The organism is Shewanella sp. 433 (assembly GCF_059338565.1).
The window spans coordinates 3,521,164-3,538,696 of sequence record NZ_CM181703.1; the positions used below are offsets into that span (position 1 = coordinate 3,521,164).

14 protein-coding genes are annotated in these 17,533 nt (G+C 47.8%); 3 read left to right on the forward strand and 11 right to left on the reverse strand.

Translation table 11 applies throughout. The annotated features are described in order from the left end of the window. Window positions 1–150: 150 nt before the first annotated feature. From AC5YB1_RS15615 to AC5YB1_RS15655, 9 genes are all read right to left on the reverse strand, one after another. Window positions 151–1,437 (reverse strand): NAD(P)/FAD-dependent oxidoreductase, encoded by a 1,287-nt coding sequence (locus AC5YB1_RS15615; protein WP_494519922.1) that lies wholly within the window; start codon window positions 1,435–1,437, stop codon window positions 151–153. 106 nt (window positions 1,438–1,543) lie between these two features. Further along, the gene (locus AC5YB1_RS15620; protein ID WP_494519923.1) at window positions 1,544–2,371 is read right to left on the reverse strand and encodes an ABC transporter permease subunit; all 828 of its coding nucleotides are present in this window, start codon (window positions 2,369–2,371) and stop codon (window positions 1,544–1,546) included. After that, window positions 2,368–3,294, reverse strand: a complete 927-nt coding sequence (locus AC5YB1_RS15625) for an ABC transporter permease subunit (RefSeq protein WP_494519924.1) — start codon at window positions 3,292–3,294, stop codon at window positions 2,368–2,370. The genes AC5YB1_RS15620 and AC5YB1_RS15625 overlap by 4 nt, the downstream gene beginning before the upstream one ends. Further along, entirely contained in the window at window positions 3,291–4,427 is a 1,137-nt protein-coding gene (gene potA, locus AC5YB1_RS15630) for a polyamine ABC transporter ATP-binding protein (protein ID WP_475516003.1), read from the reverse strand. The genes AC5YB1_RS15625 and potA overlap by 4 nt, the downstream gene beginning before the upstream one ends. Window positions 4,428–4,528: 101 nt before the next feature. Beyond that, a complete protein-coding gene (locus tag AC5YB1_RS15635; protein WP_494519925.1) occupies window positions 4,529–5,629 on the reverse strand; it encodes a polyamine ABC transporter substrate-binding protein in 1,101 nt (366 codons plus the stop codon). Window positions 5,630–5,813: 184 nt separating this feature from the next. Continuing rightward, window positions 5,814–6,914: a polyamine ABC transporter substrate-binding protein gene (locus AC5YB1_RS15640; protein WP_475516001.1), complete on the reverse strand. Its 1,101-nt coding sequence runs from the start codon at window positions 6,912–6,914 to the stop codon at window positions 5,814–5,816. A gap of 291 nt (window positions 6,915–7,205) precedes the next feature. Then, window positions 7,206–8,555, reverse strand: a complete 1,350-nt coding sequence (locus tag AC5YB1_RS15645; protein ID WP_475516000.1) for a glutamine synthetase family protein — start codon at window positions 8,553–8,555, stop codon at window positions 7,206–7,208. A gap of 5 nt (window positions 8,556–8,560) precedes the next feature. Then, window positions 8,561–9,322, reverse strand: a complete 762-nt coding sequence (locus tag AC5YB1_RS15650) for a gamma-glutamyl-gamma-aminobutyrate hydrolase family protein (protein WP_494519926.1) — start codon at window positions 9,320–9,322, stop codon at window positions 8,561–8,563. Window positions 9,323–9,733: 411 nt separating this feature from the next. Beyond that, a complete protein-coding gene (locus AC5YB1_RS15655) occupies window positions 9,734–10,282 on the reverse strand; it encodes a cupin domain-containing protein (protein WP_494519927.1) in 549 nt (182 codons plus the stop codon). A 184-nt stretch (window positions 10,283–10,466) separates the two neighbouring features. Here AC5YB1_RS15655 and AC5YB1_RS15660 point away from each other — a divergent pair, with 184 nt between their 5' ends. Further along, a complete protein-coding gene (locus tag AC5YB1_RS15660; RefSeq protein ID WP_494519928.1) occupies window positions 10,467–11,774 on the forward strand; it encodes an NAD(P)/FAD-dependent oxidoreductase in 1,308 nt (435 codons plus the stop codon). Here the strand turns inward: AC5YB1_RS15660 and AC5YB1_RS15665 are convergent. Together AC5YB1_RS15665 and AC5YB1_RS15670 are read right to left on the reverse strand one after the other, a co-directional pair. Continuing rightward, entirely contained in the window at window positions 11,771–12,634 is an 864-nt protein-coding gene (locus tag AC5YB1_RS15665) for a sulfurtransferase (RefSeq protein WP_494519929.1), read from the reverse strand. The two genes, AC5YB1_RS15660 and AC5YB1_RS15665, sit on opposite strands and share 4 nt — an antisense overlap. Before the next feature lie 269 nt (window positions 12,635–12,903). Further along, window positions 12,904–14,400, reverse strand: coding sequence for an aldehyde dehydrogenase (locus tag AC5YB1_RS15670; RefSeq protein ID WP_494519930.1), 1,497 nt, complete (start codon window positions 14,398–14,400; stop codon window positions 12,904–12,906). Between the two features lie 255 nt (window positions 14,401–14,655). On the opposite strand from AC5YB1_RS15670, the gene aptA reads away from it, so the two are divergent. Together aptA and AC5YB1_RS15680 are read left to right on the forward strand one after the other, a co-directional pair. After that, window positions 14,656–15,984: an omega-aminotransferase AptA gene (gene aptA / locus AC5YB1_RS15675; protein ID WP_475515994.1), complete on the forward strand. Its 1,329-nt coding sequence runs from the start codon at window positions 14,656–14,658 to the stop codon at window positions 15,982–15,984. Window positions 15,985–16,038: 54 nt separating this feature from the next. Then, window positions 16,039–17,529: a CoA-acylating methylmalonate-semialdehyde dehydrogenase gene (locus AC5YB1_RS15680; RefSeq protein WP_475515993.1), complete on the forward strand. Its 1,491-nt coding sequence runs from the start codon at window positions 16,039–16,041 to the stop codon at window positions 17,527–17,529. Window positions 17,530–17,533: the final 4 nt, after the last annotated feature.

Sequence of the window (17,533 nt, forward strand, 5' to 3'; positions counted from 1 at the left end):
CTAAAAGTGGCCACCTCACCATAGTCATCAGTTCAAGTACCAAGCAGTTCAAGTCTGTAATGGGCACCCATTTAAACAAAAAAGCCCGAGAGACTCGGGCTTTTTAATACTTCATAATAAGTCGTTAGCGTATTGCGGCTACACCTTTATTTATACGCCAAGCTTATCACGCATGGTGTAATACCAAGCGCCGATGGCTGAAAATGGCACCTGCAACAGATGGCCGCCAGGGAACGGATAATGAGGTAAGCTGGCAAAGGCATCAAAACGTTTAGCTTGCCCATTAATCGTCTCAGCCAAAATTTGCCCAGCCAAATGAGTGTAAGTCACACCATGGCCGCTACAGCCTTGCGAATAATAAATATTACTGCCAATGCGCCCCACTTGCGGCAGACGAGACAGGGTAAGTAAAAAATTCCCCGTCCAGGCAAATTCTATCTTAACGTCTTTAAGCTGCGGAAAGGTCTCGAGCATCTTGGGTCGAATAATTGCTTCAATATCGGCGGGATCCCGCGCGCCATACACCACCCCGCCGCCGTAAATAAGACGTTTATCACCCGATAAACGGTAGTAATCAAGCAGGTAGTTACAATCTTCGACGCAGTAATCTTGTGGTAATAACGATTGCGCCAACTCAGCCCCTAAGGGTTCAGTGGTGATCACCTGAGTGCCACAAGGCATAGATTTAGCTTGTAGCTCAGGTATTAAACCATTGAGGTAGGCGTTACCCGCCACGATCACAAACTTACATTTGACCGAACCTTCTTTCGTGTGCACAACAGGGCTATCCCCCTCATCGACTTTAATGACAGCCGAATCTTCAAAAATTTGCCCACCAAGGGATTCCACCGCATCGGCTTCGCCTAACGCTAAGTTAAGCGGATGAATATGGCCGCCACTCTTGTCGAGCAGGCCGCCCATGTAACGCTCAGAATCGACCACCCCACGAATTCCCGACTCATCGAGTAATTCAAGGTGCCCAAGGTGACCATGGCGCTCCCATAAGGCTTTTTGTGATTCTAAATGCCCCATCTGCTTTTTATTGAGTGCAGCAAATACCCCACCATCTTTTAAATCACATTGAATATTATATTTCGCGACTAAATTTTTAATAATGCGTCCACCTTCGAACGCCATCTCACCAAATAATTTAGCTCTGTCCACGCCAACCGTTTTTTCAATCATATCGATATCACGGCTAAAACTATTGACGATTTGCCCACCATTACGACCAGAAGCACCAAAGCCCACACGGGCGGCCTCTAGCACAGTGACTTTAAAACCCGCTTCTAATAGATGGATCGCCGAAGATAAACCAGTATATCCTGCGCCAATAATACAGACATCAGTCTCAATATTATCGGCCAGTTTTTCGCGTAACTGCTTGTTATTTGCAGACGCGGCATAATAGGAATTTGCATGAGGTGTACAGTTCATATCAACCACCCTGAATTGTTATCGTTATAATAATTATGCTGTTGTATTAACAAGCTACAGCAGCCTTACTGCTGTAGCTTGCCATTATTTTGCGATGCTATCGGTGTTATTCGCTGGCCATCCGGCTGCGCTTATCGGCGCGGCGCGCCATATACCATGAGATAAAGGCGATCAGTGACACCAGTAAAATAATCAAGGTTGCCAGCGCATTGATTTTAGGTGATACCCCCATCCTTACCGACGAGAACACTACCATAGGCAGCGTGGTCGCACCTGGACCAGAGGCAAAACTGGCGATCACGAGATCATCGAGCGATAAGCTAAATGACAACAACCAACCGGCAATTAAGGCAGGTGAGATCATCGGCACCGTGATATAGAAAAAGGTCTTGAGCGGGGTCGCGCCTAAATCTTGCGCCGCCTCCTCTATCGACATATCTAACTCACGTAAGCGCGACGAGACCACCACAGCAACATAGGCGGCACAGAAGGTGGAATGGGCAATCCATACCGTCAACATACCGCGCTCAGCAGGCCAACCAAACAGATCTGCCATATGAACAAACAATAGCAATAGTGACAAACCCGTGATCACCTCTGGCATCACCAGAGGCGCCGTGATCATGTTCGACAAGGTTAACCTGCCCCATGAGCGAGCAAAGCGTGTCATAACAAATGCCGCCATGGTGCCTAAGATCACCGCCATGGTAGAGGCGAAGAAAGCCACTTTTAAACTGGTCGCAACCGCATCTAAAATTTGATCATCGCGAAACAACTCGCCATACCACTTGGCCGAAAATCCGCCCCATACCGTCACCAACTTGGATTCATTAAATGAGTAGAACACCAAGATGAACATAGGCGCGTAGAGAAATATCATCCCAGCCCATAGCATAACGGTAGAAAAGCTGAGTTTTTTTAGTCTGTTACTCATATCTTTTTCTCCATGCTTTTTGACTGATAACGGTGAAACAGCGTGATAGGAATAATCAATAGCGCCAACATCACAATCGCAAGCGATGAGGCTACAGGCCAATCACGGTTATTAAAGAACTCCTGCCACAACACCTTACCTATCATCAGAGAATCTGGGCCACCCAATAGCTCAGGAATAACAAACTCACCCACCACAGGAATAAAGACCAACATAGAGCCAGCAATCCCCCCCCCCTTAGAGAGCGGCAAAGTGACCTTCCAGAAGGTATTTAAGCTGCGCGAGCCTAAATCGGCTGCCGCTTCGAGTAAACTGCCATCTAGCTGAGATAAATTGGCATACAAAGGTAAAATCATAAACGGCAGATAGGTATAAATAATACCGATATAAACCGCAAAGTTGGTGTTAAGCATTTGAATAGGATCGGAAATAACCCCCAGCCACATCAACACATTATTGATCACACCGTTATTACTTAATATGCCCATCCAGGCATAAACGCGGATCAAAAATGAGGTCCATGAAGGCAACATCACTAGCAAAATCAGCACGGTTTGATGCTGCTTCGGCGCTCTAGCAATGGCGTATGCCATTGGATATCCCACCAGCAGACACCCAATCGTGGTGATACAGGCCATTTTCAATGACCCCAAATAGGCATTCACATACAGGGAGTCTTCAAACACCAAGATGTAGTTACCCAGATTAAGTAAGATCTGCAGCGACTCATCGGCATATTGAAACAGTGCGTCGTAAGGCGGAATGGCGATCGCTGGCGACGATAGGCTGATCTTCAATACAATCGCAAATGGCAAGGCAAAGAACATCAACAACCACAGGTATGGCACACCTATGGTTAAATGCTGCCCTTTGAATAATCGTTGTCTTAGCGATTTTTTTCGCTTTTGCACGACCCCACTCATGATCTTAATACCACTCCACTGGTGGCCTCCCATCCGATAAACACCTTCTCCTCCCAGGTGGGGGAATCTGAGCGGCGATCGCTGTTGGTCATCACCGACTGGACCAGTTGGCCACTGCTTAAGCGAATGTAGTAGACCGAAATACCACCAAGGTAAGCGATATCCTCCACGACCCCTGCACACCAGTTGTATTCGCCTTGGGGTTGCTCTCGGCTGATCTGGGTTTTTTCCGGTCTAACCGCTAACCATACCTGCGTGGTATCCACGCTAGTCGATACCCCGTAGCCAACGTAGAATCGCTGGTCAATATTGGGCGATTGAATAATCACATGGTCGACCTCATCCTCGACAATATCGCCTTCAAATAAGTTAACCGAGCCAATAAACTCAGCCACCATACGGCTAGCTGGGCTCTCATAGATATCGATAGGTGAGCCTGTCTGTACTATCCAGCCATCGCTCATAATGGCGATACGTTCGGCCATGGTCATGGCTTCTTCTTGATCATGGGTCACCATGACACAGGTGACCCCGACCGCTTCGAGAATATCGACCACTTCAAGCTGCATCTGAGTACGCAACTTTTTATCCAGTGCGCCCATGGGCTCATCGAGCAGTAATAATTTAGGCCGCTTAGCAAGCGAACGAGCGAGTGCGACACGTTGACGCTGACCACCAGAGAGCTGATTTGGCTTACGTTTGGCATAAGCTTCCATGTGCACCAGTTTCAACATCTCTTGCACACGAGTGTCGATTTCGGCTTTGGACATTTTGTCTTGTTTTAAACCAAAGGCGATATTCTGCGCCACTGTCATATGCGGGAATAACGCATAAGACTGAAACATCATATTGATAGGACGCTCGTAGGGCGGCATATCGGTAATATCTTCGCCGTCGAGGTAGATGCGACCTTCAGAGGGTTTTTCAAAACCGGCTAATATGCGCAGCAAGGTTGACTTGCCGGAGCCCGATCCCCCTAATAAGGCAAAAATTTCCCCACGATTAATATTCAATGACACGTCGTCTACCGCGCGAACATCGTCAAATAATTTGCTGACTCTATCGATCTTCAGCAATACCTCTCCTTGCGTCTTTGTTGTCGGTTTATTGGTGACGCCCGAATTGTTGGTCATAGTACTTCTCCACGACAGTGCCTCATTGGCACTTACTGCAACACTAAAAATTAAAAAGTGAATAAAAAGGGCAAACCCATGGGTTCGCCCTTACTAAGGGATCACATACCCGATTTGACCTTAGTCCACACGCGAGTCATCGCGCGCTGTGCTTTCATTGGGCGCACATCGGCAACGTATAAACGCTCAAGTACTTCAGCCGTTGGATAGATGGCCGGATCGTTTAAAATCTCTTCGTCGACAAACTCTTGCGCTGGCACATTAGGATTAGCGTAAGCGACGTAGTTAGTGATTGGCGCGATAACTTCAGGACGAAGCAGGTAGTTAATAAAGGTATGCGCATTTTTGGCGTTCTTCGCATCTGCTGGAATGGCTAACATATCAAACCATAAGTTAGCACCTTCTTTAGGGATGGAATAACCAATCTCTTGGCCATTTTCAGCTTCCTCGGCACGCGCGGCAGCTTGAAACACATCGCCAGAATAACCAAAGGCAACACAGATATCGCCGTTAGCCAAATCGGTTATGTAGCGTGAAGAATGGAAATAGGTCACATAAGGGCGCACCTTAGACAATACCTCACCCGCTTTGGCATAATCATCGCTACTGGTGCTGTTTGGATCTAGACCGAGATATACCAACGCCATCGGCAGCATCTCATCGGCAGAGTCGAGGAAAGACATACCACATTTAGACACTTTCTGTGCGTACTTAGGGTTAAATAACAGTTCGAGTGAATCAACAGGTGCATCTTCACCTAGGACTTCCTTCACCTTTGCCACATTATAACCAATGCCTGTGGTGCCCCATAAATAGGGCACTGAATACTCATTGCGCGGATCGGCGGCTTCAAGTTGCTTCATCAACTCAGGCTTGAGGTTGTTATAGTTACTCAGCTGGCTCTTATCGAGCTTTTGAAACGCCCCAGCATTAATTTGCTTAGCAAGAAAGTTGTTTGATGGCACGACTAAATCATACCCTGAACGACCCGATAGCAGTTTAGCTTCAACCACTTCGTTGCTGTCAAACACATCGTAAACGACTCGGATACCCGTCTCTTTTTCAAAGTTTGCTAGGGTGTCTTCGGCGATATAATCAGACCAGTTATACACATGTACCACTTCTTCAGCATTGGCCATCGAACTGGCAAATACACCAGCCGTGACGACGGCGACCGTGGACATTTTCTTTAAAAGATTCATGCTATCTCCTTATTTAGCTTGCCAGTAATATCGTTAAGACTTACTGCCGTTGCATGGCCGATAATGACGGCTTTCGTTGTTATAGTTATCCAATGCTACAGCCAGTTAAACGCATCGGTAGATTGCTTAATACTTTACAAGATCTAATGGATTAATAGATATACTTATCAACTCATTAGATGGATTAAAGACCAGATTTCGCTTTCGTCCAGGCTCTAGTCATTGCCCGCTGAACACGCAGAGGACGAACCTCTCGAATGTACAAGTTTTTCAGCACCGCTTCGCTCGGATAGATCCCCGGGTTATTACGGATCGCCTCATCGACCAAGGCTTGCGCCGGATCATTAGGGTTAGCGTAAGCCACATAATTAGAGATCTCGGCTATCACATCAGGGCGCAGCAGATAGTTGATAAACAGGTGTGCATTATGTTTGTTCTCTGCATCTTCAGGGATCGCCAACATATCAAACCACAAATAGGCGCCCTCTTTGGCTATGGCATATTCGATCTTTTGACCATTGCCAGCCTCTTCGGCGCGCGCTGCCGCTTGAAAAACATCACCAGAGAAACCAAATGCCACACAGGTATCACCATTGGCTAAATCGGTGATATAGCGCGATGAATGAAAGTAGGTCACGTAAGGACGTACCTGCTCAATGACTTCACCGGCAGCCTGATAATCATCAGGATCGGTACTGTTAGGATCGCGCCCCAGATAAGATAAGGCTTGCGACATCATTTCGTCAGCAGAGTCCATCATAGACAAACCACAACTCGTGAGCTTTTGTGCATATTTGGGGTCGAAGATCAGCGCTAAAGAATCCACAGGTGCATCGTCGCCTAATAGCGCTTTCACTTTGTCGACGTTATAGCCAATGCCTGTGGTTCCCCAAAGATATGGCACCGAATAAAGGTTCTGCGGATCGGCTTTTTCAAGCTGCTTCATCAGGTCGGCGTTGAGATTACCTAAATTAGTCAGCTTACTTTTATCCAGTGGGGTAAATGCCCCTACTTTTATCTGTTTGGCAAGAAAGTCATTGGATGGCACGACAATATCGTAGCCAGAATGGCCCGACAACAGCTTGGCTTCCACCATTTCGTTGCTATCAAACACATCGTAAATCACCCGCACCCCAGTCTCTTTGTAGAAGTTATCTAGGGTATCTTTGGCGATATAATCGTTCCAGTTATACACTTTCAATACTTCTTCGCTGTAGGCCGCACTGCTGGCTAATGCCGATAGCGCCACCAAACAAGATGCGGTTATTCGCTTTAATAATGTCATCGTTTTCTCCCTTGCCACGCCGCTTTCACGGGTAAGACTGTGTCATAGTGATAGCCAATTGGCTTGTATCCCTTTTGGACCAACAATTGCCGACTTAGGCAACCCTGATCTGGTTATTACCTACAATGCTACAGCTTACATCCGCATCGAACTGGTTAAGCCTCCTTCATTTTCTCTATGTAGATAAGGTTATGGGCGCTATGGTGCAGCACAACACTGCGCCCAATATACTGACTATTTCTACGTCTCAGTTAGCAGGCAACTGGGCTAAGACATTCATAACAGTAATGGTTATACGGTTAGTAATAAGAACTCACGTTCCCAAGAACTGATCACGCGGCGGTAGTTTTCCAAATCTGCTTGCTTGACCGCAATATAGCCATTGGTGAATGTCTCACCCAAATATTCACGCACTGCTAAGCTTTCAGACATCACAGCTAAGGCTTCTTCTAGCGTTAACGGTAAGCTGTTACCGAGTCGATTCTCGTTTGCGCGCCCTTGTACTGGTGTCGATGGTTTCACATCTTCAACCATGCCCATAAAACCACACAGTAGTGTCGCTGCAATGGCCAAATAGCTATTAGCATCAGCGCCGGCTATGCGGTTTTCGATACGGCGGTTTTGCGGCGAAGACTCTGGAATACGTAGACCACAAGTGCGGTTTTCATCACCCCATTCCAAGTTAACGGGCGCCGAAGTACCAGGTAAGAAACGTCTAAATGAGTTCACATTAGGCGCCATCAAAGGGAGCAGTTCAGGAATGTATTTTTGTAAGCCGCCGATATAACTTAAAAATTTTGCGCTCTTAGTGCCATCTTCATTAGTGAAAATGTTTTTACCCGTCTTAGCATCAACCACGCTTTGATGAATATGCATCGCACTGCCGGGCTCATCGGTAACGGGCTTCGCCATAAAGGTGGCGCACACGTTATGCTTCAGTGCTGCCTCACGCAACGTACGTTTAAACACAAACACTTGGTCTGCCAGTGATAACGCATCACCATGACTGAAGTTAATTTCCATTTGGGCAGTGCCCTCTTCATGGATCAGGGTATCGATATCTAGCCCCTGTGCTTCACACCAGTCATACATATCTTCAAACAGTGGATCGTATTCATTCGCGGCATCGATTGAAAATGACTGACGACCAGACTCACGGCGACCACTTCGACCAATAGGTGGACTCAGTGGAATATCAGGATCTTCATTTGGCTTAGTAAGATAAAACTCCATCTCTGGCGCGACGACGGGCTTCCAGCCTTTATCTTCATAAAGTTTTAAGACTTTTTTTAGCAAGTTACGCGGTGACAACTCAATCGGGTTACCCATTTTGTCATAGGTATCGTGGATCACTTGCGCGGTGGCTTCAATACACCAAGGCAACATAAAGATGGCTTTATCATCGGGGACACAGACAAAATCAATATCGGCTTTATCGAGCAATGAGTCATACACCTCATCATCAACATAATCACCCGTCACCGTTTGCAATAAAACGCTCTCAGGCATACGCATGCCTTTTTCATCAATAAACTTAGCAACAGGGGCAATCTTACCGCGGGCGATACCTGTCATATCACTGATAACACATTCAACTTCTGTAATTTTATTTTCTTTTAAATAGCTGATTAACTTTTTCATTTTTATTATCTCGTTCGTTGCGCTGCTCTTTGTTGGCAGGCTTTGTTAAAGGCGGTGAAAATTGCGCGATAAAAAGGATGGTCTAAGACCTTCCATTCCGGATGAAACTGCACCCCTAACGCAAAGTTTTTCGCATCTTTGACCGAAAACGCCTCGACTAATCCATCGGGTGCGTAAGCTTCTGGCCGCAATCCAATGCCCAAGCGGTCGACACCTTGGGTATGTACAGAGTTAACCTCTGCCAAATTGCGGCCCCATGCCTCGTGGAGCAGGCCTCCAGGTTCAATTTGGATTGGATGCGATATCCCATATTGAACCTCTACTGGTGCGGTTTTATCTTCGCGGTGTTCAATAAAACCACCCACTTGATGTAATTTTTGATGTAAAGAACCGCCATACACCACATTCATCTCTTGAAACCCGCGGCAGATAGCCAGCACAGGGATTCCCGCGGCAATAGCAGCCTTTAATAGGGGGAGTGTGGTTGAATCACGCTTAGGATCGTGTAACGTTTCTGCGTCACTCACCTCACCATCATAATGATGAGGCTCGATATTAGAGGGAGACCCAGTGAATAGAATGCCATCGAGTCGTGGCAGGATCGCCGCCGCAGGGCAATGACCCAATGACGGGATAACGAGTGGCCAAGCGTTAGTGGCGTCAGCAATGCTTAATAGATATTTCTCACCGACGATATTAAATGGGTGTAGGCCTAATTGTTGATTACAAGCTGTCACGCCAATAACAGCCAGTCCTTCCTCGGACATAGATCACCTGTAGAGTTGTTGCTTTTCTTATAGTTGTTAATAATGAGCAAAGGCTAACCGAATGTTCATTTTTTCACACACTACACTGAAAAATAACACTAGGCAATAGGTCTTCAAAACAAAAAATAAACACTTGCGCAACAAAAGCGGCAAAACTGAATTAAAACAGTAAAGCGATCACCAAACAGATTGATAGCACCAGCTACAACGACGAATATTTTGAACAAAAGTCTGCGATAATACGGGGAGTACAGTGAGTGGAGGAGGTAAAAACAAGCCGATTGAGTGGATAAAATTATTTACACCTCAAACGAAATAATGCTCCGTTAGAGATCAAATATCAAACACAGCGCAGCAAGGATAACCCCATAGCGCTGCTTATCAATCAAGCACCGCCAAAGGAGTTACTGATTAGAAGTTAGCGGGAGTCGTGGCACTCACAATACGGCAAGCTTGTTCAAACGGGTTGCGAAAGCGATGCGGTAATTCACTGTTAAAGTAGTAACTGTCACCTGCGCAGAGAATAAACACTTCATCGCCAACGGTGATCTCAATTTGCCCCTCAATCACCATAGCAGCCTCTTCGCCTTCATGCTGCAACATCTCTTCCCCCGTATCGGCGCCGGGGGGGTACACTTCATTCATCACCGACATGGCACGGTTAGGATAATCACGACCGATCAGTTTGTAATCAAGGTTGCCATCACCGATATCGAGCAGTTCACCAGCGCGATAAACCACCTTTTGCTCACTGGGCAGGCTCTCTTCAATAGAAAAAAAGTCCACCAATGACATAGGCAGTCCTGACAAGACTTTTTTCAAAGAACTGACTGAAGGACTCACACTGTTCTTTTCTATCATCGAGATAGTGCTATTGGTTACGCCCGCACGCTTAGCTAACTCTCGTTGCGATAACCCCTTCATTTTTCGAACAGCTTTGAGATTTGCACCGATATCCAAAAAACCTCTCCTATCCAACCGATTTATGGCAAAACAATTTGTCATACTAGTTTGTATCAAACAAAAAAGCATGTTAAATATAATCAACAAGTGTGAATTATAACCAACCCGAAAGCTAAAAGTACACTCTTCCTCGGGTCGATTAAGTCGAATAACAACAATAAAAAGCGATTCAGGAGCCACAATGTCTAGCAAACCGCCGATCCACAGTGACAATTACCCCCAGTCTTACTACTTCGCCACGGCTAATGCATTAGAGCCACTGCCTAAACTGACCGAACATATCAAGGTTGATGTCTGCGTCGTTGGCGGCGGCTTTAGCGGTATCAATACTGCCATTGAACTGGCTCAAAAAGGCTTTAGTGTGGCTTTACTGGAAGCCAAACGCATTGGGTGGGGTGCATCGGGTCGAAATGGCGGTGAATTGATCCGCGGCATAGGCCACAACGTTGACCAATTTAGAAACGAAATCGGTACCGAAGGGGTACAGGCTATCCATGAGATGGGCTTTGAAGCCGTCGATATCGTCAAAAACCGCGTCAAACAGCATAATATCGACTGTAACCTACAGATGGGTTATTGCGATCTCGCCACAAAGCCTCGTCACATGACAGAGCTTGAAGCGGATTATCAAGAGATGGTGGATCAAGGTCGCGGTGAAGGATTCTCGCTGCTACAGCAGCACCAAATCAAAGAGGTGATTGGCTCGGACTGTTACATTGGCGCGCTGGTCGACATGAACAGTGGTCATCTACATCCTCTTAATCTGGCGTTGGGCGAGGCGCGGGTGGCTCGTGCTTTGGGCGTGCAGATGTTTGAATACAGCGCCGCCACAAACATTATCAAGGGCGAACGCCCGACAGTCATCACCGAACAGGGGCAAGTGGATTGTCAATATGTGGTGCTGGCAGGCAATGCCTATATTGGCCATAAACTGGAAAGTTATGTCGGCGGTAAAGTGTTGCCCGCTGGCAGTTATTTACTGGCGACCGAACCTCTAACTCAGGCACAGTGTGACGAGATCATCCCCAAAAATATGGCCTTTGCCGATCTGCGTATCGATTTAGATTACTTTCATTTATCACAAGATAATCGCTTACTATTCGGCGGCCTGTGCACCTATTCGGGTAAAGATCCTAAAGACATTAATGCCGCACTGCGCCCCAACTTAGAAAAGGTCTTTCCACAGTTAAAAGGGGTCAAAATTGACTACGAATGGGGGGGGATGATAGGCATTGGCGCTAATCGTTTACCGCAAATAGGACGCCTCCCCGACTGCCCCAATATTCTCTACGCGCAGGCCTATGCTGGCCATGGGGTTAACGCCACCCATATGGCAGCTAAACTGATCAGTGAAGCACTAACGGCCCAGGCTGAACGGTTTGATATTTTTGATAAAGTGCAGCATATGACTTTTCCTGGTGGGCCGACCTTTAGGTCGCCCATGCTGGCTGCCGGTATGCTGTACCACAGATTTAAGGATCTATTTTAAGCGTCGGGGACGATAACAGGTGCACAGGGGCTAATGGGCAAGTGATGATGACTGCCCCACTCGGTCCAAGAGCCATCATAGAGCACGGTTTTAGGGCAACCCGATGCCACAGCGGCCAATATCAATATGCAGGCGGTGATGCCAGAGCCACAGCTAAAAATTCGCTCGATGTTATCGCCACTCTCTTGCTGAGCAAATAACGTCTGTAACACTGGCGTTGCTTGTAATTTATGCCCATCAAGCACCTGACTAAATGGCAGATTAATCGAACCTGGGATATGACCACTACGTACATTGGCACGAGGCTCTGCCATTTCACCATTGAAACGTTCGGCGGCGCGGGCATCAAACACTTGTGCATTGTCGGCATCAAATCGCGCTAACACATATGCCATATCGCATACTAAGCCCGCTTGATATTGGCCTTTGAAATTACCTTGATGTGGGTGTTGGTGATACTGCTCAACCGTGGTGCGCCCCTCAAGCAGCCACTGCGGTAAGCCACCATCGAGCACAAACACACGCTCAAACCCCATCACTTTAAACATCCACCAGGCCCGTGGTGATGAATAAATACCTTGATTATCATAGATAACCACAGTGCTATCACTGTCGATACCTAAATTGGCAATACCTTGATTAAACTGCTCGACGCTAGGCATGGCATGCACTTGTGCTGAGGTGGTGTCGCAAAACACCGTTTCTAAATCGATTTTCTGCGCTCTCGGTATAGCGATAAATTTATCGTAAACAATAGGCGTCTTACCTATGACGTTATCCATACTGGCGTCGAGAATAATGACACCTGCTTCAAATAGATTAGCTTCAAGCCAGGCAGTGCTAACTAAAGGGTATTGCATTGTGACTCCAAACAGGCTTTGGCCAATTAAACTGGTGACTGTTTGGCAACATATACGAATAACCTAGGTAGCTACAAGCAAAAAATGCCAATAACAATCTCGGTATCAACTGTTAGGCATACAATCTGCCACTGTCCCTAGTGGGATGTAAATGCTCACCATAAAAAACCGCACACTATGCATGATGCTAGCGTGCGGTTACGGGGTTAGCACCAGAAAGTGCTGAGCGAGTGGCTGAGCAACTGACGATGTTAAGTAAGGCTTTTTACTTAAAGCGCAATCCAGGTAGCCTTGATTTCAGTATATTTATCAAATGCATGCAGCGACTTGTCACGACCATTGCCCGACTGTTTATAGCCACCAAATGGCGCCGTCATATCGCCACCATCGTAATGGTTAATCCAAACCATGCCACTGCGCAGTGCCTTGGCGGTTTTATGTGCCTTGCTGATATCGCTAGTCCATACGCCTGCGGCCAGCCCATAGATGGTGTCATTGGCAATACGAATGGCTTCATCCATGCCCTCAAAACTTATCACAGACAACACAGGACCAAAGATCTCCTCTTTGGCGATGGTCATCTGATTGTTTACATCGGCAAAGATGGTTGGCGCCACATACACGCCACCCGACTCAGCCATCACCTGCTCGCCGCCTTGCACTAAGCTTGCTCCTTCGGCAACACCAGAGCGGATATAGGCCAATACGTTATCGAGCTGCTGCTGGTCAACAACCGCGCCACAAGTGGTGTCAGGATCGAGAGGATGACCCGGTTGCCATGCTTGCATCTCGGCAGCAATCAAGGCTATCAACTCATCCTTAACCCCAGCTTCCACCAGCAAACGAGAGCCAGCGGTGCACACTTCGCCCTGATTAAATGCAATGGCCGACGCTGCGGCAATGGCCGCTTCTTGCAAATTAGGCGCATCGTTAAAGACGATATTAGGACTCTTGCCCCCCGCCTCTAACCAGACTCGCTTCATATTAGACTCGCCAGCATAAATCATTAATTGCTTGGCTATTTTAGTTGAGCCAGTAAACACTAAGGTATCAACATCCATATGCAAGGCTAACGCCTTACCCACAGTGTGCCCGAACCCTGGTAACACATTGAGCACCCCCTTAGGGATCCCGGCCTCGATGGCTAGCTGTGCCACACGAATAGCGGTTAACGGTGATTTTTCTGATGGTTTTAATACCACACTGTTACCGGTTGCCAGCGCAGGGCCGAGTTTCCAGCAGGCCATTAACAACGGAAAATTCCACGGCACAATGGCCGCGACAACGCCCACGGCTTCGCGGGTGATCATGCCTATTTCGTTATGAGCCGTTGGCGCAATTTCATCGTAAATTTTATCAACCGCCTCTCCCGACCATCGCAGCGCTCTAGCGGCGCCAGCAACATCCACGCAAGTAGAATAGCGAATAGGCTTACCCATATCTAAGGTTTCTAATAAGGCTAATTCATCTTGATGTTGCTCAAGCAGTGAAGCAAAACGAATCATTACCTGCTTACGTTTAACGGGCGCCATCTGTGACCAATCACCGCGTTCAAACACGGCTCTACCACTGGCCACGGCAATATCGGCATCGGCAAGATCGCAACTGGCTACTTGCGCCAACACCTTGCCATCAATCGGGCTAATACAATCAAACGTCTCACCAGACACCGCAGCGCAATATTCGCCATTGATAAATGCCTGACCATTAATTGATAGCGAATCTGCCATCTGCTGCCACTGTTCTCGACTTTGGGGAGTACTCATTCTGACCTCTTAGCGGGTGATAAATCATCATTACGATAGTTACAATCAATTTGCAGCGCACCCTTTGCACATTAGTGCGCGTCTTGGCTGCCTAGATTACGCCTTTCGTTAATAAAATTTCAATATTTTTTACAAAAAGATATTTTTCGCTACAAATAATGCACAAATCACTTTCATGTTCATTATTTCTGACATAGCATAGCAAATATCGACCACTCAAAAAAACAACAAATAAACCGAACCAAGGTAAATGATATGGAACACGATAATAAGACAGGGCAAACACTCGACCACTATTGGATGCCATTTACCGCCAATAGGCAGTTTAAACAAAGCCCGCGATTACTTGCTCAAGCAGAAGGTATGTATTACACCGATGTGCACGGCCGTGCCGTGCTCGACGGAACTGCTGGCCTGTGGTGTTGCAACGCAGGACATGGCCGCAAGGCGATTTCTGAGGCGGTGAGCAAACAGATCCACGAAATGGATTACGCCCCCTCGTTTCAGATGGGCCATCCTCTGGCATTCCAGCTAGCCGAGCGCCTTGCCGATATCGCGCCCGCTGGCATCAATAAAGTGTTCTTTACCAACTCAGGCTCTGAGTCAGTAGATACGGCATTGAAGATTGCCCTCAATTATCACCGTGCCCGAGGTGAAGCCACTCGCACCCGCTTTATCGGACGAGAGTTGGGCTACCATGGCGTCGGCTTTGGTGGGATTTCCGTCGGCGGCATCGGCGGTAACCGCCGTACCTTTAGCCAGCAATTACTGCAAGGGGTCGATCACCTGCCCCACACCCTAGACATCAACACCAATGCCTTTTGTAAAGGGCTGCCCGAAACCGGAGCAGAAAAAGCCGATGTCTTAGAGCAATTGGTTACCTTGCATGGTGCTGAAAATATCGCGGCTGTGATTGTCGAGCCAATGTCAGGCTCTGCAGGGGTGATTTTACCGCCACAGGGTTACCTTAAACGGCTACGTGAAATCACTAAAAAGCATGGCATCTTATTAATTTTTGATGAAGTGATCACCGGTTTTGGCCGCGTAGGCGATGCCTTTGCCAGCCAGCGCTGGGATGTCAAACCCGACATGATCACCACGGCAAAAGCACTCAATAATGGCACCATTCCCATGGGCGCGGTGCTGATTGATGATGCGATTTATGATGCCAGCATGGATGCACCTGAAGGTGCCATTGAGCTGTTCCATGGCTACACCTACTCAGGCCACCCAGTAGCTGCGGCTGCGGCATTAGCCACGCTCGATATTTATCAAGAGGAGCAACTCTTTGCTCGCTCGCGCTCACTTGAAGATTATTTTGAACAGGCGGTGCATAGCTTAAAAGGGCTGCCCAATCTTATCGACATTCGCAATACCGGCCTTGTCGCTGGTCTGCAATTTAGTCCAAGCGAAAAAGGCATAGGCAAACGTGGCTTTGGCATTTTTGAAACCTGCTTCAATAACGGCACCTTAGTCAGAGCGACTGGCGATATTATCGCCCTGTCACCGCCACTGATTGTCGATAAACAGCAGATAGACCACATGGTCAATACGCTCAGTGATGCCATTACTGCGGTGGGCTAATAGGCCAGCGTCCATCGAATCCATTTTATCCCATTTTTTAGGAATACCAGTGTTATGCAACAGATAAACCATTACATCAACGGACAGCACAGTAACCAGAGTGAGCGCTCAAGCGCCGTATTTGAACCCGCCACTGGCGAACAAAAAGCCAGTGTCTCGTTAGCCAGCGCTGCAGAAGTGGCCGGCGCCATTGAGCTGGCGAAGAAAGCCCATGGCCCTTGGTCACAGATGACGCCGCTGAATCGCTCACGCATCTTATTTAAGTTTAAAGCCTTAGTCGAAGCCAATATGGATGAACTCGCGGCGATGATCACCCGCGAACACGGCAAAGTACTCGATGACGCCAAGGGCGAAATCATCCGTGGTTTGGAAGTGGTCGAATTTGCCTGTGGTATCCCCCACCTGTTAAAAGGCGAGCATACCGAGCAAGTCGGTGGTGGCGTCGATGCATGGACACTCAATCAATCCTTAGGTGTGGTGGCCGGCATTGCCCCCTTTAACTTCCCTGTCATGGTGCCCATGTGGATGTTCCCAATCGCCATCGCCGCAGGCAACACCTTTATCATGAAGCCGTCAGAAAAAGATCCCAGCTCAGTGATGCGCATGGCCGAACTGCTTAGCGAAGCGGGTTTACCTGATGGCGTATTTAATGTCGTCAATGGCGATAAAGAGGCGGTCGATACCCTGTTAACCCATCAAGATGTTCAGGCGGTCAGCTTTGTGGGTTCAACCCCTATTGCGCAATATATCTATGAAACTGCCTCGAAACATGGCAAGCGCGTCCAAGCCTTGGGCGGCGCTAAAAATCACATGTTATTGATGCCAGATGCCGATCTTGACCAAGCGGTAAGCGCATTGATGGGCGCGGCCTACGGCTCAGCAGGAGAGCGCTGCATGGCCATTTCGGTGGTACTCGCTGTAGGTGATGCCGGGGATGCATTAGTCGACAAACTGCTGCCGCAAATTAAGGCGTTACGAGTGGGTAATGGTCTAGAAGCCGATATGGATATGGGGCCGCTCGTGTCGGCGCAGCATCTTGATAAGGTTCGCAGCTATGTCGATATCGGTGTGGCCGAAGGCGCGACACTGCTTGCCGATGGCCGTCAATTGAGCGTTGCCGATCACCAGCAGGGTTATTTCCTCGGGGGCTGCCTGTTTGACCACGTCACACCGGAGATGACCATTTATAAAGAGGAGATCTTTGGCCCAGTACTGGCCATTGTGCGCGTTAAAGATTATGCCCAAGCCCTACAGCTGATCAACGATCATGAGTTTGGTAACGGCACCGCCATCTTTACCCAAAGCGGCGAAGCGGCGCGCCATTTCTGTCACCACGTTCAGGTGGGCATGGTCGGTGTCAATGTGCCGATCCCTGTGCCAATGGCATTCCATAGTTTTGGCGGCTGGAAACGCTCTTTATTTGGACCACTGCACATGCATGGCCCCGATGGCGTACGTTTTTATACCAAGCGTAAAGCGATCACCGCTCGCTGGCCTAAACCGAAAGAAGCGCAGGCTGAATTTGTTATGCCAACAATGAAATAAACCT